This window comes from Pseudomonas sp. GB2N2, assembly GCF_054897705.1.
On record NZ_CM142701.1, the window covers coordinates 5761858 to 5787970 of the forward strand.

The 26113-nt window shown below is 59.7% G+C and carries 21 protein-coding genes and 1 pseudogene; 10 read left to right on the forward strand and 12 right to left on the reverse strand.

Translation table 11 applies throughout. From position 1 onward, the window contains the following. Positions 1–390: 390 nt before the first annotated feature. From rsxB to metG, 3 genes and pseudogenes are all read right to left on the reverse strand, one after another. A pseudogene (rsxB, locus tag ACYZT4_RS26785) lies at positions 391–762 on the reverse strand (electron transport complex subunit RsxB); the annotation flags it as partial. 17 nt (positions 763–779) lie between these two features. Beyond that, positions 780–1349, reverse strand: a complete 570-nt coding sequence (locus tag ACYZT4_RS26790) for an electron transport complex protein RnfA (RefSeq protein ID WP_461984081.1) — start codon at positions 1347–1349, stop codon at positions 780–782. A 115-nt stretch (positions 1350–1464) separates the two neighbouring features. Continuing rightward, the gene (gene metG / locus ACYZT4_RS26795; RefSeq protein ID WP_461984083.1) at positions 1465–3516 is read right to left on the reverse strand and encodes a methionine--tRNA ligase; all 2052 of its coding nucleotides are present in this window, start codon (positions 3514–3516) and stop codon (positions 1465–1467) included. Between the two features lie 247 nt (positions 3517–3763). On the opposite strand from metG, the gene apbC reads away from it, so the two are divergent. Then, positions 3764–4858: an iron-sulfur cluster carrier protein ApbC gene (gene apbC, locus ACYZT4_RS26800; protein WP_461984085.1), complete on the forward strand. Its 1095-nt coding sequence runs from the start codon at positions 3764–3766 to the stop codon at positions 4856–4858. Positions 4859–4952: 94 nt separating this feature from the next. Here the strand turns inward: apbC and ACYZT4_RS26805 are convergent, their stop codons facing one another. Beyond that, the gene (locus ACYZT4_RS26805) at positions 4953–5711 is read right to left on the reverse strand and encodes an SDR family oxidoreductase (protein ID WP_461984087.1); all 759 of its coding nucleotides are present in this window, start codon (positions 5709–5711) and stop codon (positions 4953–4955) included. A 164-nt stretch (positions 5712–5875) separates the two neighbouring features. Here ACYZT4_RS26805 and ACYZT4_RS26810 point away from each other — a divergent pair, with 164 nt between their 5' ends. From ACYZT4_RS26810 to groL, 4 genes are all read left to right on the forward strand, one after another. Further along, on the forward strand, positions 5876–6607 hold the full coding sequence (locus ACYZT4_RS26810; protein WP_461984089.1) for a HugZ family pyridoxamine 5'-phosphate oxidase: 732 nt from the start codon (positions 5876–5878) through the stop codon (positions 6605–6607). A gap of 66 nt (positions 6608–6673) precedes the next feature. Next, the gene (locus tag ACYZT4_RS26815; protein WP_461984090.1) at positions 6674–7150 is read left to right on the forward strand and encodes an FxsA family protein; all 477 of its coding nucleotides are present in this window, start codon (positions 6674–6676) and stop codon (positions 7148–7150) included. Positions 7151–7397: 247 nt separating this feature from the next. Beyond that, complete coding sequence (locus tag ACYZT4_RS26820; protein WP_054045166.1) at positions 7398–7691, forward strand: co-chaperone GroES; 294 nt, start codon at positions 7398–7400, stop codon at positions 7689–7691. 49 nt (positions 7692–7740) lie between these two features. Beyond that, positions 7741–9384, forward strand: a complete 1644-nt coding sequence (gene groL, locus ACYZT4_RS26825; RefSeq protein WP_093422996.1) for a chaperonin GroEL — start codon at positions 7741–7743, stop codon at positions 9382–9384. Positions 9385–9627: 243 nt separating this feature from the next. Here groL and ACYZT4_RS26830 read toward each other — a convergent pair whose 3' ends face one another. Both ACYZT4_RS26830 and ACYZT4_RS26835 read right to left on the reverse strand, forming a co-directional pair. Continuing rightward, positions 9628–10371, reverse strand: coding sequence for a phosphatase PAP2 family protein (locus ACYZT4_RS26830; RefSeq protein WP_461984093.1), 744 nt, complete (start codon positions 10369–10371; stop codon positions 9628–9630). A gap of 53 nt (positions 10372–10424) precedes the next feature. Then, positions 10425–12374 carry an LTA synthase family protein gene (locus tag ACYZT4_RS26835; RefSeq protein WP_461984095.1) on the reverse strand — a complete coding sequence of 650 codons (1950 nt, stop codon included), beginning with the start codon at positions 12372–12374 and terminating at the stop codon, positions 10425–10427. Between the two features lie 204 nt (positions 12375–12578). Between ACYZT4_RS26835 and colR the strand changes: the two genes are divergently transcribed. The 5 genes from colR to ACYZT4_RS26860 all read left to right on the forward strand — a co-directional run bounded on the left by colR (position 12579) and on the right by ACYZT4_RS26860 (position 16314). After that, positions 12579–13262: a two-component system response regulator ColR gene (colR, locus tag ACYZT4_RS26840; protein ID WP_128872610.1), complete on the forward strand. Its 684-nt coding sequence runs from the start codon at positions 12579–12581 to the stop codon at positions 13260–13262. Then, positions 13252–14535: a sensor histidine kinase gene (locus ACYZT4_RS26845; RefSeq protein WP_461984097.1), complete on the forward strand. Its 1284-nt coding sequence runs from the start codon at positions 13252–13254 to the stop codon at positions 14533–14535. The genes colR and ACYZT4_RS26845 overlap by 11 nt, the downstream gene beginning before the upstream one ends. 162 nt (positions 14536–14697) lie before the next feature. Next, on the forward strand, positions 14698–15366 hold the full coding sequence (locus ACYZT4_RS26850) for a class I SAM-dependent methyltransferase (RefSeq protein ID WP_461988820.1): 669 nt from the start codon (positions 14698–14700) through the stop codon (positions 15364–15366). Between the two features lie 4 nt (positions 15367–15370). Beyond that, complete coding sequence (locus tag ACYZT4_RS26855; RefSeq protein WP_461984099.1) at positions 15371–16084, forward strand: lipopolysaccharide kinase InaA family protein; 714 nt, start codon at positions 15371–15373, stop codon at positions 16082–16084. 2 nt (positions 16085–16086) lie between these two features. Then, the gene (locus ACYZT4_RS26860) at positions 16087–16314 is read left to right on the forward strand and encodes a hypothetical protein (protein WP_461984101.1); all 228 of its coding nucleotides are present in this window, start codon (positions 16087–16089) and stop codon (positions 16312–16314) included. A gap of 109 nt (positions 16315–16423) precedes the next feature. Here ACYZT4_RS26860 and ACYZT4_RS26865 read toward each other — a convergent pair whose 3' ends face one another. The 6 genes from ACYZT4_RS26865 to ACYZT4_RS26890 all read right to left on the reverse strand — a co-directional run bounded on the left by ACYZT4_RS26865 (position 16424) and on the right by ACYZT4_RS26890 (position 26098). After that, positions 16424–19462 (reverse strand): multidrug efflux RND transporter permease subunit, encoded by a 3039-nt coding sequence (locus tag ACYZT4_RS26865; RefSeq protein ID WP_461984102.1) that lies wholly within the window; start codon positions 19460–19462, stop codon positions 16424–16426. 13 nt (positions 19463–19475) lie between these two features. Then, a complete protein-coding gene (locus ACYZT4_RS26870; RefSeq protein ID WP_461984104.1) occupies positions 19476–20624 on the reverse strand; it encodes an efflux RND transporter periplasmic adaptor subunit in 1149 nt (382 codons plus the stop codon). Between the two features lie 212 nt (positions 20625–20836). Further along, positions 20837–21937: a DUF1513 domain-containing protein gene (locus ACYZT4_RS26875; RefSeq protein WP_461984106.1), complete on the reverse strand. Its 1101-nt coding sequence runs from the start codon at positions 21935–21937 to the stop codon at positions 20837–20839. A 14-nt stretch (positions 21938–21951) separates the two neighbouring features. Then, positions 21952–23016, reverse strand: coding sequence for an imelysin family protein (locus ACYZT4_RS26880; RefSeq protein WP_461984108.1), 1065 nt, complete (start codon positions 23014–23016; stop codon positions 21952–21954). Positions 23017–23043: 27 nt separating this feature from the next. Beyond that, positions 23044–24471: a di-heme oxidoreductase family protein gene (locus tag ACYZT4_RS26885; protein WP_461984110.1), complete on the reverse strand. Its 1428-nt coding sequence runs from the start codon at positions 24469–24471 to the stop codon at positions 23044–23046. Positions 24472–24745: 274 nt separating this feature from the next. Beyond that, positions 24746–26098, reverse strand: a complete 1353-nt coding sequence (locus ACYZT4_RS26890) for an imelysin family protein (protein ID WP_461984112.1) — start codon at positions 26096–26098, stop codon at positions 24746–24748. Positions 26099–26113 lie beyond the last annotated feature (15 nt).

Here is a 26113-nt window from a genome sequence, read left to right on the forward strand (position 1 = left end):
CTCGAACTGCCGTTGCAGGACGATCAACTGGGACTGCTGTTCAAAGGTTGGCGGATGTCCAAACGCCTTCAGTGATTTGTTCAGCTGCGCGCGACTCATGGCCACATCGATTTTGGCCTTTTTCAGCGCCGCATCGGCATTCGCGGCTTTCTGCGCGCGGACCCTTTCAAGCGCAGCCTGAACCGGGTTGAGCGTTGCCACTTCAGCGGGTTGCACCGTGGGATGAGCCCGGGCCTGGCGCTCGGCGAGTGTCTGTTCTTCGTCACGACGCAGACGCGCATTGCGCTGCTCAAAGCGGCGCCGCGCGCGATTGCGTTTCGCGGTGCGCGCATGTTGTTCCGCAAGGCTGAATGCCAGGCCACCAACAATCGGCAGCACCGTGGCCAGCGACAGCGGCCGCATTTCGATACAGTCCACCGGGCAGGGCGCCACACAGAGGTCGCAACCGGTGCACTCGTCGACGATCACCGTGTGCATCAATTTGGCTGCGCCGACGATGGCGTCTACCGGGCAGGCCTGAATGCACTTGGTACAGCCAATACACTCGGCCTCGCGGATGTATGCGATCTGCGCCGGGGCCTCGCCGCGACTGACGTCCAGTTCGAGCACCGGAACCTTGAGCAGGTCAGCCAGCGCCGCGATGGTTTCGCTGCCGCCGGGCGGGCACTTGTTGATCGGTTCGCCGCTGGCAATGCCTTCGGCGTACGGTTTGCATCCGGGGTGGCCACACTTGCCGCACTGGGTTTGCGGCAACAGGGCGTCGATGCGCTGAATCAGACTCATGTTTTGATCAGTCCACTGAATCCGAGAAAAGCCACTGCAATCAATCCGGCGCCGATCAGGTCGATCGGCAAACCGCGAAAGGGCAGGGGAACATCGTAATCGAGGGTACGTTGGCGCAAGTCGCTATACAGGCTCAATACCAGCCAGAACCCCAGCCCGGCGCCGATACCCAAAGCTGTTGCGTGGAGAAAACCTTTGTCTTCCTGAGCGTTGATCAGCGTCAGGCCAAGCACGCCGGCATTGCCAAGCAGCAATGGCCAGAGACCTGCGAACTCCAGCGCCGGAAACATGTTTGGCAGCAGATTCAGCAGCGGCGCGATCAGCAACACACACAGCGGCAGAAACACGAACAACTGCAGCGACGTCAGCTCCAGCGGCACCAGCAGCCAATGGTAAAGCGCATAGCAGAATACGCTGACCATCAGCATCAGGCACGTCGTCGCGATACCCAGCGCACGCACCTGACGGCGTTCGCTGCCGAGCAGCGGATCGACGCCCAGCGGCCAGTGCAACACGAGGTTGTTGATCAGGGCAGTGCTGAATAGCGTCAAGAGCAGTTCGGTCATGATTGTCCGTATTGCTGAATAACTCCTACACGTGTAGGTCAGAGATAGTATGGGCCAGACATGAAAATCCCACAGGCGCACCGGGCACGACTGTGGGATCGAGTAGCGCAAAACCTTACTTGATGCGTTGACCTGGCTTGGCGCCGCTGTCGGGGCTGAGCAGGTAGATTTCTTCACCGCCAGGGCCGGCCGCCATCACCATGCCTTCGGAAATACCAAACTTCATTTTCCGTGGCTTGAGGTTGGCGATCATCATGGTCAGCCGACCGTCGAGCCTGGACGGGTCCGGGTAAGCGCTCTTGATCCCGGAGAACACGTTGCGTTGCTCATCACCGATATCCAGGGTCAGGCGCAGCAGCTTGTCAGCGCCTTCCACGGCTTCGGCCTTGATGATCAGCGCGACGCGCAGGTCGATCGCGGCAAAGGCATCGAAATCGATCTCTGGCGACAGCGGGTCCTTCGCCAGTTCGCCGTTGCCGGCCGGCGCGACTGCGCCGGTGTCGGTCTGGCTGGCTGTCAGGTCTTCTTTCGAGGCGTCGGTCATGGCTTGCACTTTCACCGGATCGATTCGAGTCATCAGCGGCTTGAACTCGTTCAACTGATGGTTGCTGAGCAAAGTCCCGTGATCGTTCCAGGTCAACGGCGCGACGTTGAGGAACGCCTCGGCGTCGGCGGCCAGCAGCGGCAACACCGGTTTGAGGAAGATCACCAGCTGGCGGAACAGGTTGATGCCCAGGGCGCAGATCGCCTGGACTTCGTCGTGCTTGCCTTCCTGCTTGTTCAGCGACCACGGTGCCTTATCGGCGATCCAGGCGTTGGCGCGGTCGGCCAGGCCCATGATTTCGCGCATGGCGCGGGCGAAGTCACGCGCCTCGTAGGCTTCGGCGATGCTTGGCGCCGCAGCGAGGAAGGCGTCGGTCAGTTCCGGCGCGGCATTACCCGCCACCAGCACACCGGCATTGCCTTTCTGGATGAAACCGGCGCAACGGCTGGCGATGTTGACGACTTTGCCGACCAGGTCGGAGTTGACCTTCTGCACGAAGTCTTCGAGGTTCAGGTCCAGGTCATCGACGCCACGTCCCAGCTTGGCCGCGTAGTAATAACGCAGGTATTCCGGCGACAGGTGGTCCAGGTAGGTCCGGGCCTTGATGAACGTGCCGCGGGACTTGGACATTTTCTGACCGTTGACGGTCAGGTAGCCGTGCACGTTGATGCCGGTCGGCTTACGGTAGCCAGCGCCTTCAAGCATGGCTGGCCAGAACAGCGCGTGGAAATTGACGATGTCCTTGCCGATGAAGTGGTACAGCTCGGCGGTGGAATCCTTGTTCCAGAACGCGTCGAAATCCAGCTCCGGCGTACGGTCACAGAGGTTCTTGAAGCTGGCCATGTAGCCGATCGGCGCGTCGAGCCAGACGTAGAAGTACTTGCCCGGCTCCTCGGGGATTTCGAAGCCGAAGTACGGCGCATCGCGGGATATGTCCCACTGTTGCAAGCCGGCGTCCAGCCACTCGGCAATCTTGTTGGCGACGGCGTCCTGCAGGGTGCCGCTGCGGGTCCAGGTCTGCAGCATCGCCTGGAAATCGGGCAGTTTGAAGAAGAAGTGCTGGGAATCCTTGAGCACCGGAGTGGCGCCGGAGATGGCCGACTTCGGATCTTTCAGGTCAGTCGGCGCGTAGGTCGCACCGCATTTTTCGCAGTTGTCGCCGTACTGGTCTTCGGTGCCGCATTTCGGGCACGTGCCCTTGATGAAGCGATCGGCCAGGAACATTTTCTTTTCCGGGTCGAAGTATTGCGTGATCGAACGCGTGGCGATGTGCCCGGCGTCGCGCAGCTTCAGGTAGATCTGGCTCGACAGCTCACGGTTTTCTTCGGCGTGAGTGGAGTGGAAGTTGTCGAAGTCCACCAGGAACTCGGCAAAGTCGGCGCTGTGTTCAGCCTGGACGTTGGCGATCAGTTGTTCCGGGGTGATGCCTTCCTTTTCCGCGCGCAGCATGATGGCCGAACCGTGGGCGTCGTCGGCGCAGACATAAATGCATTGGTTGCCGCGGTGCTTCTGGAAGCGCACCCACATATCGGTCTGGATGTATTCCAGCATGTGGCCAAGATGGATCGAACCATTGGCATAGGGCAGGGCGCTGGTGACGAGGATCTTGCGTGGCTCGGACATGGGGCTCGGCTACTTGATGAAACGGAGGTCGGCCACTATAAAGCGCCGGCGCATATTTTTCACCCCGTGCGCCTGTTTCATTGGATGACTGACGGGTGAACCTATCAAAAGATCGCAGCCTTCGGCAGCTCCTACGGTGAACAGGTAGGAGCTGCCGAAGGCTGCGATCTTTTAACGCCATCCCGCCAAACGATGAGAACAGGTACGATACCCGCCTGATTTTCCAGTCTTGCTATCGGAGTTGCCCATGAGCGCCGTCAATCGCGCAGCGGTGGAAGCCGTCCTTCGTCAATACACCGACCCTTACCTGAACCAGGACCCGGTCAGCGCCGGGTGCGTGCGCAACATCGACATCCAGGGCGATCGCGTCAGCGTCCAGCTGGAGTTGGGTTACGCCGCCGGCCTGTTCAAAAGTGGCTGGGCGCAGATGCTGCAAATGGCCATCGAAGGCCTCGACGGTGTCGCCAGCGCCCGCGTTGACATCACCAGTGTGATCGCCGCGCACAAGGCTCAGGCACAGATTCCGGGGCTGGCAAACGTAAAAAATGTTGTCGCCGTGGCGTCCGGCAAGGGCGGTGTGGGCAAATCCACCACCGCTGCCAACCTCGCGCTGGCGCTTGCTCGTGAAGGCGCCAAGGTCGGGATCCTCGATGCGGATATCTACGGTCCGAGCCAGGGCATCATGTTCGGCATCGCCGAAGGCACCCGACCAAAGGTCAAGGATCAGAAATGGTTCGTGCCGATCGAGTCCCATGGCGTCGAAGTGATGTCCATGGCGTTCCTGACCGACGACAACACGCCAATGGTCTGGCGCGGGCCGATGGTCTCCGGCGCACTGTTGCAGCTGGTGACACAAACCGCCTGGGGCGATCTGGATTACCTGGTCATCGACATGCCGCCAGGCACCGGCGACATCCAGCTGACCCTGGCGCAGAAAGTCCCGGTGGCCGGTGCCGTCATCGTCACCACTCCGCAAGACCTGGCGCTGCTGGACGCACGCAAGGGCGTGGAGATGTTCCGCAAGGTCAACATCCCGGTGCTGGGTGTGGTGGAAAACATGGCCGTGCACATCTGCTCGAATTGCGGGCATGCCGAGCATCTGTTCGGTGAGGGCGGTGGCGTCAAGCTTGCTAATCAGTACGGCGTCGAACTGCTGGCGTCGTTGCCGCTGGCGATGGCCATCCGCGAACAGGCCGACGGTGGCAAGCCAACAGTGATCGCCGAGCCGGACAGCCCGATTGCACATGTCTATCAGGAGCTGGCCCGTCACGTTGGCGCGCGGATCGTGTTGCAGGCAGCCGCGAGCCCGGCGATGCCGAACATCACCATCAGCGACGATTGACCTGCGCTTTTGTAGGAGCCCGGCTTGCCGGCGATGGCGGACTTGAAGATGCCATCGCCGGCAAGCCGGGCTCCTGCAGGACCGTGGTTGGGCTTTAGATCCGCAATCCGCCATCCATCTCCAGAATCCGCCCGGTGTAGTAGTCGTTCTCGAAAATATACGCCGCCGAATGCGCGATCTCTTCCGGTTTGCCCATGCGTTTGAGCGGAATCCCGGACGTCATTTTCTCCAGCGCTTCCGGTTTCATGCTCAGCGTCATCTCGGTTTCGATAAAGCCCGGCGCAATGCCAGCCACGCGAATGCCGTAGCGCGCCAACTCCTTGGCCCAGGTCACGGTCGCTGCGGCGACACCGGCCTTGGCGGCGGAGTAGTTGGTCTGGCCGACGTTGCCGGCACGGGAGATCGACGAGATATTGATGATCGCGCCGCTGTTTTTCAGCTCGACCATTTTTGCCGCGACTTCGCGGGTGCACAGGAACACGCCGGTCAGGTTGACGTCGATGACGGCCTGCCATTGCGCCAGGCTCATCTTGGTCATTTCGCCGTCCTTGACCTTGAGCAACAGGCCATCGCGCAGTATTCCGGCGTTGTTGATCAAGCCGTGAATTGCGCCGAAATCATCGGCCACTTGCGCGACCATGTGCGTCACCTGTTCTTCATTGGCGACATTGCACAGGTAAGCGCGGGCCTCGACGCCCTTGGCCTTGCACGCGGCAACCGCGTCGTCGAGCTTTTGCTGATTGAGGTCGACCAGCGCCAGTTTCGCGCCTTTGTCGGCGAAATACTCGGCCATGGAGCGGCCTAAACCCTGGCAACCGCCGGTGATAATGATTACTTTGTCAGTGAGTTGCATTCGCATGCCCCGGTAACAGGTGGGAGTGGTCTTCCTTCATAAGAGCCTCTCGATCTGCACCGGACGTCGCCGAGTTGCACATGAGAACTGCCCCGATGGCGTCCTGGAACTTTCACCAGTCGCCTGTCCGTTTTTTTGACGGATTCTATATAAGGAGTCATAAATTGAGCGTTGAAGCGGCCAAGAATGCCCGAGAATTGCTTCTCAAGGAATACCGTGCAGTGCTGTCGACCCACTCCAAAGCCATGCCCGGTTTCCCCTTTGGCTCCGTGGTGCCTTACTGCCTGGACGAGCAGGGCCGGCCGCTGATCCTGATCAGCCGCATCGCCCAGCACACCCACAATCTGCAAAAAGATCCAAAATGCTCACTGTTCGTCGGCGAGCGCGGTGCCGAAGACGTACAAGCCGTCGGTCGCCTGACCTACCTCGCCGAAGCCCGGCAACTGCAGGACGCTGCCGCGATTGAGGCCGCCGCCGAGCGCTACTACCGTTATTTCCCGGATTCGCAGAACTACCACAAGGCCCACGATTTCGATTTCTGGGTGCTGCAACCGGTGCGCCACCGTTACATCGGCGGCTTTGGTGCTATTCACTGGGTCGACCAACTGACGCTGGCCAATCCGTTCGCGGGCAAGGCCGAGGTGAGCATGGTCGAGCACATGAATGCCGATCACGTCACAGCCATCGCCCACTACGTCGAATTGGCAGGCCTGCCGAAAACCGAGCCGGCGCAACTGGCCGGGATCGATACTGAAGGCATGCACCTGCGCATCGGTCAGGGTTTGCACTGGTTGCCGTTTTCGACACCATGTAATACGCCGACACAAGTCCGGGAAGCCTTGGTTTTCCTGGCTCACGCCGAGGTTTGGCCGAAAAATGTAGGCGCCGACGCTTGAATTCACGAATCGGCGACGTCATCTAGGGAAGACTGGCAAGGCATTCTTGCGTTGAGGAACCATTTGATGCGCCCTTTTTTATTGCTCTTTGTACTGTTTCCAGTGTTGGAGCTGTTCGTATTCGTCAAGGTAACCGGGGCTATCGGGTTTTTCCCGGCCCTGTTGCTGGTCATTCTCGGCTCGATGCTCGGCGTGTTTGTGCTGCGTGTCGCTGGTCTGGCAACTGCGCTACGAGCGCGTGAAAGCCTGAACCGCGGCGAGTTGCCGGCGCAGACCATGCTCGAGGGCCTGATGCTGGCGTTGGCGGGTGGCCTGTTGATCCTGCCGGGCTTCGTCACCGACGTGCTGGGTCTGATCATGTTGCTGCCGATCTCGCGTCGTCTGCTGGCCAATAAAATGCGTCAGCGTGCCGAAGAGGCCGCGATCCGTCAGCGTGCGTTCGCCGATGATCTCCAGCCACGTGGCGGTCCTGTCCCCCGTGAACCTCTGAGCCGCGAGCCGAATGTGATTGAAGGCGAGTTCGAACACCGCGATTCCAAGTAAAGCGTTTCAGCTGCGCGGCACCTTCGGGTGCCGTGTTCTTTTCGGGGCATTGATGTAAAAAATTTCGATCCCCGCTCTTGTAATAAGCTTATGCGCCCTTATGTAACGGTCACCGCAAGGTTTCTGGCAATTGCGCCAGACAGACTTCCGCGGTTCGCTTGCCGAACCGCACCCGGCACTGCCGGATTTTGTTAAACCCGCCGGGACTACACCGGCCGATGAAAACCACAATTAGGAGAGATCGACAATGAAGCTTCGTCCTCTGCATGACCGCGTCGTCATCCGTCGCAGCGAAGAAGAAAAGAAAACCGCTGGCGGTATCGTCCTGCCAGGTTCCGCTGCTGAAAAAGCCAACAGCGGCGAAATCCTCGCTGTCGGCACCGGCCGCGTGCTGGAAAACGGTGAAGTGCGTGCACTGGCCGTCAAGGTGGGTGACAAGGTTGTGTTCGGCCCGTACTCCGGCAGCAACACCGTGAAAGTTGACGGCGAAGACCTGCTGGTAATGGCTGAGAACGAGATTCTCGCTGTTATCGAAGGCTGATTCCCCGCTCATTTTCCCGCTACTACAAAGTATTTAAGGAATATCGATCATGGCTGCTAAAGAAGTTAAATTCGGCGATTCCGCCCGTAAAAAAATGCTCGCCGGTGTCAACGTCCTGGCTGACGCAGTAAAAGCGACCCTGGGCCCTAAAGGCCGTAACGTGATCATCGAGAAGAGCTTCGGCGCTCCGACCATCACCAAGGACGGCGTGTCCGTTGCCAAAGAAATCGAGCTGAAAGATCGCTTCGAAAACATGGGCGCGCAGCTGGTCAAAGACGTTGCCTCCCGTGCCAACGATGACGCAGGCGACGGTACCACCACCGCTACCGTTCTGGCTCAGTCGATCGTCAACGAAGGCCTGAAAGCCGTCGCTGCCGGCATGAACCCGATGGACCTGAAGCGCGGTATCGACAAAGCGACCATCGCGATCGTCAAAGAGCTGAAAGCCCTGTCCAAGCCTTGCGCTGACACCAAGGCCATCGCTCAGGTCGGCACCATCTCGGCCAACTCCGACAACTCCATCGGCGACATCATTGCCGAAGCCATGGAAAAAGTCGGTAAAGAAGGCGTGATCACCGTTGAAGAAGGCTCGGGCCTGGAAAACGAACTGTCGGTTGTTGAAGGCATGCAGTTCGACCGTGGCTACCTGTCCCCGTACTTCGTCAACAAGCCAGAGACCATGACTGCCGAGCTGGACGGTCCGCTGATCCTGCTGGTCGACAAAAAAATCTCGAACATCCGCGAAATGTTGCCAGTTCTGGAAGCCGTTGCAAAAGCCGGCCGTCCACTGCTGATCGTGGCTGAAGACGTTGAAGGCGAAGCCCTGGCGACGCTGGTTGTAAACAACATGCGTGGCATCGTTAAAGTCGCAGCCGTCAAGGCTCCAGGCTTCGGCGACCGTCGCAAGGCCATGCTGCAGGACATCGCTGTTCTGACTGGCGGTACCGTTATCTCCGAAGAGATCGGTCTGAGCCTGGAAAGCACTACCCTGGAACACCTGGGTAATGCCAAGCGCGTGATCCTGTCGAAAGAAAACACCACCGTGATCGACGGTGCCGGCGTTGAGGCTGACATCCAGGCTCGCGTTCTGCAGATCCGTCAGCAAGTGGCTGACACTTCGTCCGACTACGACCGTGAAAAACTGCAAGAGCGTCTGGCCAAACTGTCCGGCGGCGTTGCAGTGATCAAGGTTGGCGCTGGTTCCGAAGTTGAAATGAAAGAGAAGAAAGCCCGCGTTGAAGACGCCCTGCACGCCACCCGTGCAGCCGTTGAAGAAGGCGTGGTACCTGGCGGCGGCGTGGCACTGGTTCGCGCTCTGCAGGCTATCTCCGAACTGAAAGGCGACAACGCTGATCAGGACGTTGGTATCCAGTTGCTGCGTCGCGCTGTTGAAGCGCCACTGCGCCAGATCGTTGCCAACTCCGGCGACGAGCCAAGCGTTGTAGTCGACAAGGTCAAGCAGGGTTCGGGTAACTACGGTTACAACGCTGCTACCGGCGAATACGGCGACATGATTGAAATGGGTATCCTTGACCCGGCCAAAGTGACTCGTTCGGCTCTTCAGGCAGCGGCTTCCATCGCCAGCCTGATGATCACCACCGAAGCCATGATCGCCGAGATCAAGGAAGACGGTCCAGCTGGCGGCGGCATGCCAGACATGGGCGGTATGGGTGGCATGGGCGGCATGATGTAAGCCAGCCTTACCCCGTACGAAAAAACCCCGCCGGTGATGAACCGGCGGGGTTTTTTATTGCTTGCGAGAAAGTGTGGCTCGGTTGAGGCGTTGGAAACTTTGGAGGGGTATATCCGTTATTTGGGTGATGGAGAAACTAATAGCGGCCATCGCCCAAAAAACGGATATGTACACAACCCAGTACCCAATACTTCAACCTGAATATCCCAAGTCGCGTTGCAACATAAACATTTAATCTATGTTTCAAACGCCGACCGGTTCAGCCTTGGTAACGCGTTCAGCCTTCGAAGCCGGTCGATACAGGATGTAGTAATACGACCCCAGACAAATCAACCAGCAGAAAATCGCCGTCCACACGTTGTGCGAGAAAAAGTGCGCGCCTTGCATCATCCGGCTCACGGAAAACACCGTGCCCAGGGCGAACGCAAAGATAAATGCTTTGCGTGCCAGACGCGGACGTCGATCGCGCAACACAAAGAACAGCGCAAATAACGTAAACCCGGTTGCCGCATGGCCGCCGGGCCAGCAACGCCCTGGTTTGTCGGTAGGAGGGCGAGGGCTGAGCAGTTCGCTATAGGTTTCATGACCGCCGAATTGCTCCAGGCTCCACGGGCATTGAACCGCAGTCACTGCTTTCATCGGCGTGACAAAGGACGTCGCCAAGCCCAGCGACAGCACCAGGCAGCCCAATTCCCGCTTGAAAGGCTTGAGCCTCTCGATGAAAAAAGAGCCGATGAAGCCGATGATGGCGAACACCGAGAAGGCGATGACCAATTGCTTGGCGCGGTCATGCAGGATGTCTTCGAGGAAGTAACTGTGGCGTCCGATAAAGTCTCCAGCGGCCGGGTCATAAAACAGCTGGGCCAGGTCCATGTCCAGGGACGTCAGTTCGAGTAGCAGCAGAATAATGGCTGCAACGGCGGGAACCCCCAGGCACATCCATAAGTTGAGAGGTCGCGAGGCGGGGCGGACGGCGGATGATGACATGTTGAATCCTGAGGATAGAACCAGCCCCGGGGCATCAGCCCGGGGCCATTCGGTTAACGTTGACTAACTTGGTCGGTGCCCTCCTTGGGCGCCCTCCAGCCAAGTAGCTGTTGCTTGAAGCCATGACTGGCCGATTGGTAATACGTGATTGCGCGGGTAACCAGTGGATCGCTGGCGGTCGCCTGTGACTCTCGACTCTCGGTCAGCGCTTCATCGTGACGGCGCAGTCCTTGGCGCGGACTCAGAATCGCCAGATCCTTGCCGTCAAACAATCCCAGATGTTGATAATTGCCAACCACCACCCGTGGCGGCAGCGGATTATCCTGCAACAGGTTACGCCCGAAGAACGTCGATTCATAATCGAGATTCAGCAACCCTAACAAGGTCGGCGCAAGATCGATCTGGCTCGCCAGTTGAGCGGTCTCGCGGGCTTCGATCAGCTTGGGGGCGTAGATGAACAGAGGGATCTGATAGTTGTCGATTGGCAAGTCTTCCTTGCCTGCGCTGCCGGCTGTGTGGTCGGCGACGAAAACGAAAAGCGTATTGTCGAACCACGGTTTTTTACGCGCCTGGTCAAGGAACTGACCGATGGCATAGTCGGTGTACTTCACCGCACCGTCGCGACCGTTGCCGGACTTAATATCAATCCGGTTATCCGGGTAGGTATAGGGGCGATGGTTAGACGTGGTCATCAGTTGCAGCAGGAATGGCTGTTGTTTCGCGTAGTCGGCGTCGGCCAGTTTCAGTGTCTGTGTGTAGAGATCTTCATCGGCCATGCCCCAGGCATTCTTGAAGTGAATCTGCGCTTCATCGACGCTGCTCTGGTCGACGACCCGGTAGCCGTTGCCACTGAAGAATGCGTTCATGTTGTCGAAGTAACCGCGCCCGCCATAAACGAACACGCTGTCGTAGCCCACGGCGCTGAGTTGCTGACCCAGGCTGGCAAAACCGCTTTCACGACCCACGCGTTTAACGATCGAGCGCCCGGGTGTTGGCGGGATCGCCAGGGTAATGGCCTCCAGACCGCGATCGGTGCGGGTGCCGGTGGCGTAAAAATTGCTGAAATACAGGCTCTGCTTGCGTAGCGCATCCAGATTGGGTGTGAGGTTGCGCGTGTCGCCGTTGCTGCCCATGTACTTGGCGCTGAAACTTTCGATGGTCACCAGCACAATGTTAGGTTTACGGGTTTTTCCCGGATTATCGATCTGCCGCCGGATGTCTTGCGGATCCTCACCGATAAAGCGCGAATTGGGTTCGTCCAGCTCTGCCCGAATCTGCTGCCCAACCACGGCGGGCGGCAGGCTGCTATAAAACTGCGGGTAGTCCAGTTCGTTGTTGCGAAAGGCGGCGAAGAATTGATACGGGCCATTGCTCGCCAGTTCGTTCTGGTAGGCATTGCCACCTTGGGCACGAGGTGAGTCCTGACTGAGTAATTGCAGGCTCCCGCCCGTGATGATCAGCAGCCCGAGTGCATTCAGCAGGCGCTGGCGCAGCGGTGGCAGTGGCGCATCCAGCGCGTTATTGAACGGTTTGCGCAAGGCGAAACTCAAGGCGATGGCCAGCACCGCGAGCATGCTCAGCAGCGTACCGATCGGGTAGGACTCCAGCAGGTTGTTCAACACTTCGTCGGAATACACCAGGTAGTCAACGGCGATGAAGTTGAAGCGCACGCCGAACTCGTCCCAGAACAGCCACTCGGCCACCGAAGTGAACAACATGGCGAAGAGGCTGACGGTCAGCAGTCCCTGCAGGAGCCAGCGATGACCACGGCGGCGCCACAAGGCCGGCGGGCATAGCAAAAGGTAGAGACCCATGGGCAGTGCCGCGTAGGCAATGAAGCCCAGGTCGTAAAGCAAACCTGTAGCGAAGACCCACAGTACGCCACTGCCTGCCTCGTCCAGATGAGCGAGCAGCAGAGCCGTTCGGGTCAGAAAGAAAATCACCAGCCAGGTGCCAGTGACGAGTAATAGAAAACGCATCGGGGCAGTCTTTAAAAACTCCATGTGTATACATTCCTTGGTTGCAATTGCGCGAGAGTGTCCTCCGACTACTGTAGTCAGGTTGTGAATCGATAGTGAAAAACTCGTTATCCCCTTCATTTGGCGGATGGAACGAATCCCGGCACTTGCCGGTGCTGGCGGTGAGTCACACTTGGCCTTAAGCTGCGCGGGCCAAGACGGCCGTTACTGTGTACGGAGGAGGTGCCCATGCGAATTCTATTGGTTGAAGACAACCGCGATATCCTGGCCAATCTGGCCGATTACCTGGGGCTCAAAGGCTACACCGTGGATTGCGCACAGGACGGTTTGTCGGGCCTGCACCTGGCAGCCACCGAGCACTACGACTTGATCGTGCTCGACATCATGTTGCCCGGCATCGACGGCTACACCCTGTGCAAACGCCTGCGCGAAGACGCCCGTCGCGACACGCCGGTGATCATGCTCACCGCGCGCGATCAACTGGACGACCGCCTGCAAGGCTTCAAGTCCGGCGCCGATGATTACCTGATCAAGCCGTTTGCCCTGTCTGAACTGGCCGCACGGATCGAAGCAGTGATGCGTAGGGCGCAGGGCGGCGGTCGTCGCACTTTGCAGGTCGGCGACTTGAACTACGACCTCGATACCCTGGAAGTGACCCGCGAAGGTCGACTGCTGAAACTCAACCCGGTAGGCCTGAAGTTGCTCGCCGTGCTGATGCAGAAGAGCCCGCACGTCCTGCGACGGGAAATTCTCGAAGAGGCCCTGTGGGGCGATGATTGCCCGGACAGCGATAGCCTGCGCAGCCATGTCCACCAATTGCGCCAGGTGATCGACAAACCGTTCGCCAAACCGTTGCTGCAAACCGTGCACGGCGTGGGTTATCGCTTGGCCGAGGGCCGTGATGGAGTTTAAACAGAGCCTCGCTCAACGGATCATCATTGCCTTTGCGCTGATGAGCGCACTGGTCGCGGGTGCTTTCGCCATGGGCATTGTCGCGACCGTGCATCTGGTGGAAGAAAAACTGATTTCGGCGGGCCTTGGCGGCGATTTGCAACGCCTGCTGCTGATGGACAGTGTCACGGACTGGAGTCACCGCCCCGAGCCGGACCAGCTGTTCTATTTCAGCGCAGGGCCGGGCGATTTCGAGTTGCCTAAGGACCTGCGCAATCTCGAGCCGGGATTCCATGAAGTGTTCCGCGAGCAGCTGTCCTATCACGCGATGGTCGAGGTCGTCGATGGCCGGCGTTACGTACTGCTGCAGGACCAGAGCGACTTCGAAGAGCGTGAGCGGGTGTTGTTCGCCGTGGTGCTGGTGGGCTTCGTACTGAGTCTGGCGCTGGCGGTTTTCCTGGGCTGGATTCTGGCGCGCAAAGTAATGGCGCCCGTGGTGCGACTGGCTCGACAGGTTCGCCACCGCGACCAGTTGCTGGGGCTGGCCCCACCGCTGGCACCGGACTATGCCGCCGATGAAGTGGGGGAGTTGGCCGTGGCGTTCGACGCCACCCTCGGACGCCTGCGCCAGGCGTTGACCCGGGAACGCTTGTTCACCAGTGACGTCAGTCACGAATTGCGCACGCCGTTGATGGTTCTGGCGAGTTCCTGTGAGCTGCTGCTGGAAAATCCCGGCCTCGACCAGCGCGGACGGGCTCAGGTCGAGCGAATCGCCCGTGCCTGCGAAGAAATGCGAGAGCTGGTGCAAACCTTTCTGATGCTCGCTCGAGCCCAGCGCGAAGACGCCGGGATGGCGCCGCAACAATCTCTGGTCCAGATCGCCAAGGGTTTGCTCGGCCTGTGGCGCGAACCGATTGAGACCAAAGGGCTTTCGCTGGTGTTCGACCCGGGTAACCCGGCCGGCACCTGCTACAACGCTACCCTGCTGCATGCCGTTATGGGCAACCTGTTGCGCAATGCCCTGCATTACACCGAACGGGGCTTCATTCGTCTTACCCTGACGGCCACGGGTTTTCGGGTCGAAGACAGCGGCGTGGGCATTCCCGAGGAAAAACGCGAAGCGATGTTCGAACCGTTCGTGCGCGGTAGTGAAAAGCGCGGCGAAGGTCTCGGGCTGGGCCTGTCGCTGGTGCAACGGATTTGTGAAAACCAGGGGTGGAGCGTCAGTCTGACCAACATGGAGCCTAATGGCTGTCGTTTTCAGGTGGAGCTCGGTTCATCCAGTGTGGGCTGATCGATCTGTTGAGCAGCGCTGGCCCCCCGCCATCTTTGCTGTCCTGTAAAACCCTGAAATAAATCCGGGTTTTACATGACGGTTTTTTCACAAAGGTATTACCTGACGCTGACAAGACGCGCCCTATCGTGGTCGTCATTCAGCGTTCAGGAGTCTTTGATGATGACCTCCCCAATCAAACTCGATTTTTCCGAAAAGTATGACGATCAACACGCTCAGAAATACCTGCGCAAACATCAGGAAGGCGTTGGTCGCCGATTGTCCCACTGGCGTGAAGAGCAGCTTGCGCGCAAGGCGTTGGCGCTGGCCGGTGAGCCTGGCCTGGTCCTTGATTTACCCTGTGGCGCCGGGCGTTTCTGGCCATTGCTGGCGCAAAAGCACAATCGCGTGATCATCGGTGCGGACAACTCCGAGTCCATGATCAAGATTGCGATGCAGGCACAACCTCCCGAAGTCGTAAAACGGATACAACCCTTGCACGCCTCTGCATTCGACATTGCCTTGCCAGATAACGCCGTCGACAGCATTTTTTGCATGCGTCTGCTGCACCACATTGGTGAGGCCGAGTATCGATTGGCCATTTTGCGAGAGTTCGAGCGCGTCAGCCGCGACAGCGTGATCCTGTCGTTGTGGGTTGATGGCAATTTCAAAGCCTGGAAACGCAAGCGTTCAGAGAAGCGGCGTGGGGAGGAAGGTTACCAGAACAGATTTGTGTTACCGGCTGCTACGGTTGAAAAGGAATTTGAGCAGGCGGGATTTCGTATCCAGGAACAATTGGACTTCATCCCGCTCTATGCCATGTGGCGAGTTTATGTATTACGCAAGAGGTAGAACAATGGCAGTGCAATACGCATCAGATACGGATGTCGCTTCGCAGGATCGTTTCGACTTTTACTGGAATCAGCACGGTGAATGGGTTGAAGAACCCAATGTCCGTCGCGGTGGTGAAAGTGGTGTGCAGCGCGTAAAGGACGCCGATGGGCAACTGTTCTACGCCAAGCGTCAGACCGGGCATATTTATCGCAGTTGGCTGCATCCGTTTGGTCGACCAACGGTATTGCGCGAGCAAGATGCACTGATCGGGTTGAGCCGGATCGGCGTGGGTGTTCCGGAACTGGTTTTCTGTGGAGCGCAGCGTGATCCGGTGCATAAGTGGCGCGCGTTGCTCGTGACCAAGGCACTCGACGGCTTCGAGGAAATTCAGCACTGGTACGCGGGCGGCGGCCGCGAGCGTCTCGGTGAGGCGGTGCATGATCGCGTATTGAAGGAGCTGGCCGACAATCTGGCGCGTATGCACAAGGGCCGGTGGCAGCACAGTTGCATCTACCCCAAGCACGTCTTTGTCCGAGTAACGGGTGAAGGTGAGGCGGCCACTGTCGACGTTGCGTTTATCGATCTGGAGAAATGCCGCCAGCGGTTGACCGCCCGTAGCGCCGCCTCCCATGACTTGTTGCAGCTGCGTCGCCATTCGTCGTTCAGCACGGCAGACTGGAAGAAACTCGTCTACTTTTATGAGACAGCGTTTGGCAGCGCTATCAAAGGTTTATAGCAATGAAACTCGAAATTGCGCGAGGTTTGTTTCTGATAGGAGCCTTGGCAGTTGCTTCTCTGGCGGTGGCTGCTTGGGAGCAGCCCCGCACGCAGGTCCTCAGTTCGGTGAATGGGGACGCGCGTTGTCCAATGCCGCGGGTTGCGCGGGCGTCCGTTGCAACCCAGCCTGATCATGATTTATTGCTGTTCATGTTCGGACTTTCTCAAGGAATGAGGCCGCAGAGTTGACCCGACTGAAGCCCAAATAAAAGGCCTCGCAAAATGCGAGGCCTTTTTTTCTATGTCTCACGGCTGGCGCTACACCCCGTAGGAGCTGGCTTGCCGGCTCCCATAAGCGTTATGGGTAAGGCTCGGGTTTATCGGGTTTTGCCAGCAACGTGTACACGCACGGCAACACAAACAGCGTGAACAACGTTCCGATTGACATCCCCGTAGCGATCACCGTGCCGATGTCGAACCGGCTGACCGCACCCGCCCCCGTGGCAATGATCAACGGCACCATGCCGAACACCATCGCTGCCGTGGTCATCAACACCGGGCGCAGACGAATCGCCGCCGCTTCCTCTACCGCTTCGCGCGGTGTCAGGCCCTTGTCCTTGCGTAGCTGATTGGCGAATTCAACGATCAGGATCCCGTGCTTGCTGATCAAACCGATGAGCGTCACCAAGCCAACCTGGGTATAAATGTTCATGCTCGACCAGCCGAGGAACAACGGAATCAACGCGCCACAGATCGACAGCGGCACGGTGACCAGAATTACCAGCGGATCACGGAAACTTTCGAATTGCGCCGCCAGCACCAGGAAAATGATCGCCAGGGCCAGGGCAAACGTCACCCACAGCGCGCTGCCTTCCTGCACGTATTGGCGCGATGCACCGGCGTAGTCGACAGCAAAACCGGCTGGCGCCTCTTCCCGCGCAATTTGCCGCACGGCATCGAGGGCCTCACCCATACTGACCAGCGGCACCCCGGACAGAATCGCCGAGTTGAGCTGCTGGAATTGGTTCAGCTGCCGTGGTCGCGCCCGGTCGGTGACGGTGATCAGCGTGGACAGGGCAAGTAATTCGCCTTTGGTGTTCTTCACGTAGTAGTTGTTCAGCCAGTCGGGGTTGTCGCGGAACGGCCGTTCGACCTGCGCAATGACTTTGTAGCTGCGACCTTCAATGGTGAAACGGTTGATCTCCGCCTCACCCAACAATGTCGCCAGTGTGCCGCCCAGGTCCTGCATTGAAACACCCATCTGAGCGGCTTTGGCGCGATCGATATCCACCACGACTTCGGGCTTGTCGAAGGCCAGGTCGACGTTGACGAACGCGAACTTGCCGGACTCCATCGCGCGTTTTTTGATCCGGTCCATCACTTGCAGCAGCGATTCGTAATCGTTGGCGGTATTGACCACGAATTGAAATGGCAGACCCTCGCCGGTCCCCGGTAGAGAAGGCAGGTTGAAGCCAAAAATCTGCAGCCCGGGAATACTTTCGAGCTTGCTCTGCAGATCGGGCAGGATCGCCATCTGCGTGCGGTGGCGCTCGTTCCACGGCTTCAGCAGGAAGCCGCCGATGCCCGACTGCACGCCATTGAACCCGTTGATCTGGAACGACGAGTAATACTCGGGAAACGCCTTGAAGATCGAGATGAACTCATCGGTATAGGTGTTCAGGTAATCGAGGTTGGTCGGTTGTGGGGCGTTGGCCAGCATGAAGACGATGCCCTGATCCTCATCAGGCGCCAGTTCCGACTTGGTGAACTTGAGCAGCACCGGAATCAGGCAGAGCACGATCACCGCGAATACCAGCACCACCGGGCGCGTATTGAGCGTGCCGTGCAGCATGCGTTGATAGCGGCGCTTGAGTCCTTCGAAAATCCGGTCGAGGCGATGGGCCAGGCCGCTGGGGTTTTCTTCGTGGCGCAGCAGAAAGGCGCACATCATCGGCGACAGGGTCAGGGCGACGATGCCGGAGATCACCACCGCGCCGGCCAGGGTCAGGGCGAACTCCTTGAACAGCGCACCGGTGAGGCCGGTGAGAAATCCGATGGGCGCATAGACCGCCGCCAGCGTGATAGTCATCGAGACTACCGGCATGGCGATTTCCCGGGCGCCCTCGAGGGCCGCATCCATCGGCGTCTTGCCTTCCTCGATGTGGCGGTGGATGTTTTCCACCACCACGATGGCGTCGTCCACCACGAGCCCAATGGCCAGCACCATCGCCAGCAGGGTCAGCAGGTTGATCGAGTAGCCCATCATCTGCATGAAAAACATCACGCCAATCATCGACAGCGGAATCGTCACCACCGGGATCACCACCGAACGCAACGCACCGAGAAACAGGAATACCACGACGATGACGATCAGCACGGCTTCGAACAGGGTTTTCACCACTTCGTCGATCGACGCCTGGATAAATAACGTGGCGTCGTAGGCGATTTCGCCCTTGAGGTTCGGCGGCAGTTGGGCCTCAAGGTCCGGCATGATCTTGCGCACTTCCTTGATTACATCCAGCGGGTTGGCGCCCGGCGTAGCCTTGATGCCGATGTACACCGACGGCGTGCCGCCGAACGAACTGATGGTGTCGTAGTTTTCCGCGCCCATTTCCACCCGCGCGACATCGCTGAGCAGCACGCGGCTGTCGCCATCGACCTTGAGGGGAATCGCGGCGAAGGCTTCGGCGGATTTGAGTTCAGTGTTGGCGTTGATACTGGTGACCACGTACTCGCCTTTCACTTCGCCGGCGGCGGAGAGGAAGTTGTACTGGCGCACCGCGTTGGTCACGTCGCTGGCGCTCAGGCCGAAACCGGCGAGCTTCACCGGGTCCAGCCACAGACGCATGGCGAACACTTGATTGCCGAGAATCTCGGCTTCGGCCATGCCCGGCAGGGTGGCGAGTTTGGGCTGGATGACCCGTGACAGGTAGTCGGTGATTTGCGGGTTACTCAGCTCCTTGCTGAAGAAGCTGATGTACATCAGCGCCGAGGCGTCGGCGGCTTCCTTGCTCAGCACCGGGTCTTCGGCGTCCTGGGGCAGCTGGTTTTTCACCTCGTTGGCCTTGGCCAGCAGCTCGGTGAACAAACGGTCGCTGTTGGAGCCGATGCGCGCGTAAATCGAGATCACCGAGAAGTTCTGGCGGCTGACCGAGGTCATGTAGTCGATGCCTTCGGCACTCGCCAGGCTCTGTTGCATCGGCTGGGTGATATAGCCCTGGATAGTTTCGGCATTCGCCCCGGGATACGCGGTGGTCACCGTGATCAGGGCGTTTTCCATTTGCGGATACTGGCGCAGCGGCAGCTTGCTCCAGGCCTGGAAGCCCAGCAGGACAATCAACAGGCTGACCACGGAGGCGAGCACCGGGCGGCGGATGAACGGGTCGGTAAAAGCCATGGGGATTCCTTGATCAGTCCGCGCGCGGCGGGCTGTTCTTCTCGGCTAAAGTCTTGTCATCGCTGATGGCAATGTGCGCGCCGTTGTCCAGTTTGATCTGGCCGGCAGTGACCACTTTTTCGCCGTTCTGCAGACCCTTGGTAATCATTACCACACCGTCGCGGCGTTCGCCGGTTTCGATGAAGCGGCGCTCGGCGATCAGGATCGGTTCGCCCTTGGCGTCTTTTTCCACGGTGCCGTCTTCGGTTTTCTTCTGCGCGACGACGTAAAGCGAATTGCCGTACAGCGTGTAGGTAATTGCGCTTTCCGGCACGACGATGCGCGGCTGCGGGTCGGGCAACATCACTTGCAGGCTGGCGAACATCCCGGGCAATAGTTTGCCGTCGGGGTTGGCCAGGGTCGCGCGGACCTGAACGTTGCGGGTGCTGTTTTCAACTTTCGGGTTGATCGCGCTGATGCTGCCGGGAAAGGTCAGTGCCGGATACGCCGAGACGATGATCTGCACCGGTTGGCCGATGCCGATCTTCGGCACCGACTGCTCGGGTACGAAGAAATCGACATACAGGCTGCTGAGGTCTTGCAGGGTAGCGATCATGGTGCCGCTGGCGAGGTAGTCGCCGACGTCGACCTGACGAATACCGATGGTGCCGCTGAAGGGGGCGAGGATGCGCTTTTTGGCGAGGGATGCGTTGAGCTGACTGACCGTCGCCTTGTTCTTTTTCAGCACGGCGGAGAGGCGGTCGAACTCACCTTTGGAAATGGCCTGGCTGCCCACCAACTGGCTGCCGCGGCTGTAATCCACCTGGGCCAGCCCGAGGTCGGCTTGCGCGGTTTCCAGCAAGGCGCTTTCCACGCCGGTGTCGAGTTGCACGATCGGCTGGCCAGCCTTGACCTTCTGCCCGGATTCGAACTGCAGAGCCGTGACGGTGCCGGCGATTTCAAGACTCAGGTCGACGCCTTGCAGCGCTTTCAGCGTGCCCACCGTGGGCAGACGCAGCTGCCACGGTTGCTCGGTGGCGGTGGCCACGGCAACGTTGATCGGTGGTTTCGGCGCGGTGAAGCCCTGGATCATCGTATAGATCGAGAAGGCTTTATAACCGGCCAGTACCAGCACGGTCAGCAGAACGATACCCAACATGATCAGCATGCGGCGACGCAGCATATTTCCACTTCCTTGGAGAAAATCAGGTGAGACAGTCGGGCACATTACTCTGAGTGCGCAGGGTATTCCAACTGGCACTTTTCACAGGCCAACGCAAAACCTGTAGGAGCCGGCTTGCTGGCGATGGGCCCGTTGAATATTGCGGTGATTCAGAACGCCATTGCTGGCAAGCCAGCTCCTACAGGGGTATGCGTTCCGCAGGAGCGGCGTTGTTATTCCATGAGGTGCAGGTGGTTATCCCAAAGGCCTGCCGGCAGGTCCAGCGGTTTTGCAACAAGGTTTGTCTGGCGGCAATCGTAGTACCGGCATCTGCCTTGACCGGAGGTCACGACAAAACCATCCGCCACCGCACCGACGCCGGCGCAATCGGGGAGGGGCGCATCCAGGCGCACTTCACCGCTGTCCATGTCCCAGATGAAAAAGCGGTTACCGCGTGGCGCTGTCAACGCAATCAGGCGCAAGTCACTGTGGACCGCGACGCTGGCGGTGTAATGCCCCATGGCCTGCAATTGGTGTTCGGGCACCGGGAACGCCACGAACGGCTGGCCCGGACGCTTGATCGCCAGCAGCTCCGACGATTCGTTGGACGGCCCCATGAATTGCTGACCCGCGACGATGGTGCCGTCGCTGGCAATTCCCAGGTGGCGCACGCTGTTCATCGGTTGCGCGAGGGTTTCCTTGCTCAGCAGCGTGCCATCGCGCTGCATCAGCACCAGGCTCGGTTCCATGGCATTGAGGTTCATCTCGACCCGGCTTTCCGCCTCGGTGCGGATGCCGCCGTTGGCCACCACCAGGGTTTCGCCATCGGGCATCCACGACACCTGATGCGGACCGATGCCGTGCGTCGAAATCTCGCCGCTGTGCACCAGGCGCTCGCCTTCGAACTTGTATACACCGAGCAAGCCGCGACCCGGATCGGACGTGTCGTTCTCGGTGGCGTACAGCCAGTCACCACTGTGGTGAATCACCGCGTGACCGTAGAAATGCCGGTTCGGCCGCGAGACCACGGTTTGCAGCAGCGTGCCGTCGCGCAGGTCGATCAGGTAACTTTCGGTGCCCGGGCGCCGGGCGACGAACAGTGCGATCGGCAACGTCGGGTGGTTGATGATGTCGTGGCAGCGCTGACCGACCTCGGTGGCGAACACCCGCGTGCCGTCTAGCCGATAGCCGACGGCGTAATGCTTGCCGTCGCCATCGTCCCGCGCCGAGAGCAGCAGCGGGCTCTTGTCCTTTTGCTTGAACAGCGTCCAGCCGCCCAGCGTCACTGCTCCCAGCAGCAAACTGCCTAACGTCAGAGCCTGTCTTCGCAGCATGGCACTCGCCCTCATCAGTCACCGTCGTTGGCGTTGAAGCCCAGTTGGATGCCCAGCGCCTTGGCCAGTTCGCCTTCGTGCAGGCGATGGACGACGTTGAGGCTGTCGTAGAGATCGTTGAGTTGCTGGCGACCGGCATCGTCGTTGAGCATTTCCGCCAGCGAGCGCTGGTTGCTGGCGAACAGTTTCAGCGACGCGGCATAAGCAGCGTCGATCTTGTCGGCCAGGGGTTTCTGCTCGCTCGGCAACAGACCGCGCAGGCCTTTGTTGTCCACGCCTTCCCACACCGTTTTGGCGGCGGCGAGGCTGGCTTCGAGGCCGGTCAGGGACGACTGGCTGCGCCATGCATCGGCCTGGAACGGCTGCGGCACGCCTTTGGTCTGACGGCCCATCGGCGTGCCGAGTTTTTTCTTCAGGCTGTCGAGGGCGGTAACCTGCACGCGCAGCAGATCGGCAATCGCTTCGTGGGAATCGGCGTAGCGCTGGTTCGGAAACTTGCTCATCTGCGCGAGCATGCCGTCGGTGCTGTTCCAGCTTTTCAGAATGTCTTCAGCCAGCAGTTTCTGGCGCTCGCCAATCGCTTTCAACAGCGGGCAGTATTTGGCTTTCTGCGCGTCGTTGGCCACGTCGGGCTTGCTGTCGAAGAGGATGTATTCGTACGCGGACAGGCCCTGAACCACCACGCTGGACTTGGCCAACGCCTCGGCATCGATCTGCGGCTGGGCGGTGACCAGTTGCTCGACCTGACGGCCGACGAGGTTTTTCTTGTCCGGCCAGAACTGCACCTGCCAGGCGCGATTGCCCTCGGCCAGCGGCCCGATCAGCAGCGGTTGCAGCTCGGCCCAGGCTTTCTGCGCGTGCAGGAAATCGGCGCGGGCGGTGTCGAGGTTTTCCTTGCCTTCGCAATAGGCCAGCGCGCTGACGGCCAACTGTCGGTCGGCTTCAACCCAGCGCGTGTAGGTCGGCAAAATCACCGACTTGGCGATGGCGGCCGAAGTGACGGCCTGCGGATCCTGCGGCGAGCAGGCGCCGAGGGCGAGTGCGGCAAGGCTGGTGAACAACAACTTGGGACGGAACATGTAAGGCTCCCGCTGATTTAACGCGTATTAAAGGGAATTCAAAAACGCCAGCAACGCAGCCCGCTGCTCGGCATTGAAAGACAAAACCTGTTGCTGCGACGCTTTGGCTTCGCCGCCATGCCAGAGCACGGCTTCGAGCAGGTTGCGGGCGCGGCCGTCATGCAAGAACTGGGTGTGGCCACTGACCGCCTGCGTCAAACCGATGCCCCACAACGGCGGAGTGCGCCAATCGCGGCCACTGGCCTGGAATTCACTGCGGTTGTCGGCAAGGCCGTCGCCCATGTCATGCAGCAGCAGATCGCTGTAAGGGCGAATCACTTGATTGGCCAATTCAGGTTCTGCCGCGTTGGCGGCGGTGGTGTATTTCGGGGTGTGGCAGGACTGGCAGCCGGCCTGGAAAAACAGATTCTTGCCGGCCAGCACTTGCGGCGTGCCGACGTCGCGCCGGGCCGGGACCGCGAGGTTGCGGCTATAAAACAGAACCAGTCGCAAAATGTTGTCGCTGACTTCCGGCTCGCCTTCCGGGCCGTTACCGTTCGGGGCTCGCTTGCACGCAGTTTGCGCATCGGTGCAGTCATCGAACGGGCGCAGGCTGGTGGTGAGGCCCATATCACCGGAGAACGCGTGAACGTTCTGTTGGTTGAGATTCGGCTGCCCGGCCTTCCAGCCAAAGCGTCCGAGGACGGTTTTCTGTTGGACGTCATCCCAGACCCGGTTCGGTCGCCCGGCGATGCCGTTGTTGTCTTTTGCCTGCGCCTCGGCGTTGGCCAGGATCGCCTCGTCGGGAATGGCTTCGAGCAAGCCAAGGCCGATCATCGGCGGCGCGACGCGGGCCGAGAAGCGGGTTTCGGGGTGCATCGGGCCGTAACCCAGTTGAGTGATGTTGAGGCCGGGTTTGCGCAACTCTATCTCGGTGCCGTCCTTGAAACGCACCGGCAGCGGCGTGTAATCGACCCGCACCTTGCCTTCCGGGACCACGCCGGGGATGGCCATGTCCTGGAATTGCCCACCGTAGAGCGGCTCTGGAACCACACCGAGCTGTTCGATGACTTTGGCGTAAGCCGGTGCATCGGGGATCGACAGACGCACCAGCATCGACACGGCATTCACCGCACCAGGCTCAGGCGGATGACCGCGACCGTCCTTGATGTGGCAGTTCTGGCAGGCATTGGTGTTGAACAACGGTCCGAGGCCGTCCCTGGCGGTGGTGGTCGACGGCGCGATCACCCAGGGGTTGCGAAAAAAGCTGTTGCCGACGCTGAAGTCCACGCGCCGGGAGGGCGGCAGGTTGGCGGACGGCAGGGAGAAGGCGTTCTGATCAGTCTTGCGCACGGTCGCGCTGCCACCGGACCGGGCTTCACCGGGTTCGGCCTTGGTGAAACGCGGGGCATCATCGCAGGCACTCAGGCCCAGGGCCAGCAACAGTGCGGACAAGCGAAGAAGCAGCGAGGGCATCAGACATCCTGCAAGACGAGCAAAACAAGGGCGCAAAGTCTAACAGGACAGGGGAGTTTGAATAAGAGGAATTATCGTTTGGTTGATGCCGGCAGCGTTTCTTGCCTGCTTTGATCCCTGTGGGAGCGGGCTTGCTCGCGAAAACGGTAGGTCAGTCGCCATGATGGTGAAGGTTACTTCGCCTTCGCGAGCAAGCCCGCTCCCACATTTTGATCGGCGTTCGGGCTAATAAAAAGGCGACCCGAAGGTCGCCTTTTTATTCGGCCAGCGTTGATCAGAACTCGTGATCAGCGTTGTCCGGGTTCAGGTCGCTGATGCCCAGTTTGCCGGCGGCGGCTTCGATCGAACCGGTCTGCTTGACCAGCGAAGCGATGGCGTCGCGGACGATCTGGTTGCCCGCGGTGTTACCGGCGGCGATCAACTGGTCGTAGTGCTCACCCTTGTTGGCGTGATCGACGATGACCTGCATTTTGGCTTCGGTGGCGGCCAGGTCGGCTTTCAGTGCTGTGTCGGCAGCCGGGTCGGCCTTGGCCACCAGGGACGACAGGCTGGCGCCGGTCATCTTGGTGCCGTCGACGCGGGTGTATTCGCCCAGGTACACGTTACGAATGCCTTTGGCATCGTAAAACTGCGAGTTGTGGGTGTTGTCGCTGAAGCAGTCGTGTTCGTCTTCCGGAGAGTTGGCTTCCAGGGAAACCTTCATGCGCTCGCCCGCCAGTTCGCCCAGGGACAGGCTGCCCATGCCGAAGAGGATTTTGCGCAAGCCGGTTTCGGCCGGTTCGGCTTCCAGGGTAGCGCGGTAGTTGTCGGCCACGTTCGGCTTCCAGTTACCGACCATTTCTTCCAGGTCGCTGACCAGCAGTTGGGTCACGGATTTCAGGTAGGCACGGCGACGATCGTTGTGACCGCCGGTAGCGCCGGCGCCTTCCAGGTAGTCCGATGCGGGACGGTTGCCAGCGCCAGGGCCGGTGCCGTTCAGGTCCTGGCCCCAGAGCAGGAATTCGATGGCGTGGTAGCCCGTGGCGACGTTGGCTTCGGCACCGCCCAGTTCGTTCAGGCTGGCAAGTTTTTCCGGCGTGAGGTCTTTTACGTCAATCTTGTCTTCGCCGACCTGAACTTCGGTGTTGGCGATGATGTTGGCGGTGGCGCCCGGGTTACCCAGTGCGTGCTCGTAGGATTTGTCGACATAGTCGATCAGACCTTCGTCCAGTGGCCAGGCGTTCACCTGACCTTCCCAATCGTCGATGATGGTGTTGCCGAAGCGGAACACTTCGCTCTGCAGGTAAGGAACGCGAGCGGCGATCCACGCAGTCCTGGCGGCTTTCAGGGTGTCGGCGTTCGGCTTGGCAAGGAAGGCGTCGACGGCGGTTTGCAGTTTCTTCGCGGTGGATTCGGCATCGCTGTAAACGGCGAAGACGACGTCGGCGTAATGCGCGACAACGGCTTTGGCCGCCGCTTCATCGACTTTGCCATCAGCGGCGGCGCTCGCAGGTGCAGCAGCCGGTGCCGTCGTGGTGGCGGCTGGCGTCGGCGTTGGAGCAGCAGCTTTGTCTTTGCCTTCGCCACAACCGGCGAGGGAAATAGCGATGGCCAACAGACTGGCGGTAGCCAGAGGCATACGAATCATGGCGAACATCCTGCT

What these genes read in the sequence shown, in the direction of transcription:
- ACYZT4_RS26790 (WP_461984081.1), bottom strand. Translation starts at nt 1,349, where the DNA reads ATGACCGAACTGCTCTTGACGCTATTCAGCACTGCCCTGATCAACAAC.
- metG (WP_461984083.1), bottom strand. Translation starts at nt 3,516, where the DNA reads ATGTCCGAGCCACGCAAGATCCTCGTCACCAGCGCCCTGCCCTATGCC.
- apbC (WP_461984085.1), top strand. Translation starts at nt 3,764, where the DNA reads ATGAGCGCCGTCAATCGCGCAGCGGTGGAAGCCGTCCTTCGTCAATAC.
- ACYZT4_RS26805 (WP_461984087.1), bottom strand. Translation starts at nt 5,711, where the DNA reads ATGCAACTCACTGACAAAGTAATCATTATCACCGGCGGTTGCCAGGGT.
- ACYZT4_RS26815 (WP_461984090.1), top strand. Translation starts at nt 6,674, where the DNA reads ATGCGCCCTTTTTTATTGCTCTTTGTACTGTTTCCAGTGTTGGAGCTG.
- ACYZT4_RS26820 (WP_054045166.1), top strand. Translation starts at nt 7,398, where the DNA reads ATGAAGCTTCGTCCTCTGCATGACCGCGTCGTCATCCGTCGCAGCGAA.
- groL (WP_093422996.1), top strand. Translation starts at nt 7,741, where the DNA reads ATGGCTGCTAAAGAAGTTAAATTCGGCGATTCCGCCCGTAAAAAAATG.
- ACYZT4_RS26830 (WP_461984093.1), bottom strand. Translation starts at nt 10,371, where the DNA reads ATGTCATCATCCGCCGTCCGCCCCGCCTCGCGACCTCTCAACTTATGG.
- ACYZT4_RS26835 (WP_461984095.1), bottom strand. Translation starts at nt 12,374, where the DNA reads ATGGAGTTTTTAAAGACTGCCCCGATGCGTTTTCTATTACTCGTCACT.
- colR (WP_128872610.1), top strand. Translation starts at nt 12,579, where the DNA reads ATGCGAATTCTATTGGTTGAAGACAACCGCGATATCCTGGCCAATCTG.
- ACYZT4_RS26845 (WP_461984097.1), top strand. Translation starts at nt 13,252, where the DNA reads ATGGAGTTTAAACAGAGCCTCGCTCAACGGATCATCATTGCCTTTGCG.
- ACYZT4_RS26850 (WP_461988820.1), top strand. Translation starts at nt 14,698, where the DNA reads ATGACCTCCCCAATCAAACTCGATTTTTCCGAAAAGTATGACGATCAA.
- ACYZT4_RS26855 (WP_461984099.1), top strand. Translation starts at nt 15,371, where the DNA reads ATGGCAGTGCAATACGCATCAGATACGGATGTCGCTTCGCAGGATCGT.
- ACYZT4_RS26860 (WP_461984101.1), top strand. Translation starts at nt 16,087, where the DNA reads ATGAAACTCGAAATTGCGCGAGGTTTGTTTCTGATAGGAGCCTTGGCA.
- ACYZT4_RS26865 (WP_461984102.1), bottom strand. Translation starts at nt 19,462, where the DNA reads ATGGCTTTTACCGACCCGTTCATCCGCCGCCCGGTGCTCGCCTCCGTG.
- ACYZT4_RS26870 (WP_461984104.1), bottom strand. Translation starts at nt 20,624, where the DNA reads ATGCTGCGTCGCCGCATGCTGATCATGTTGGGTATCGTTCTGCTGACC.
- ACYZT4_RS26875 (WP_461984106.1), bottom strand. Translation starts at nt 21,937, where the DNA reads ATGCTGCGAAGACAGGCTCTGACGTTAGGCAGTTTGCTGCTGGGAGCA.
- ACYZT4_RS26880 (WP_461984108.1), bottom strand. Translation starts at nt 23,016, where the DNA reads ATGTTCCGTCCCAAGTTGTTGTTCACCAGCCTTGCCGCACTCGCCCTC.
- ACYZT4_RS26885 (WP_461984110.1), bottom strand. Translation starts at nt 24,471, where the DNA reads ATGCCCTCGCTGCTTCTTCGCTTGTCCGCACTGTTGCTGGCCCTGGGC.
- ACYZT4_RS26890 (WP_461984112.1), bottom strand. Translation starts at nt 26,098, where the DNA reads ATGATTCGTATGCCTCTGGCTACCGCCAGTCTGTTGGCCATCGCTATT.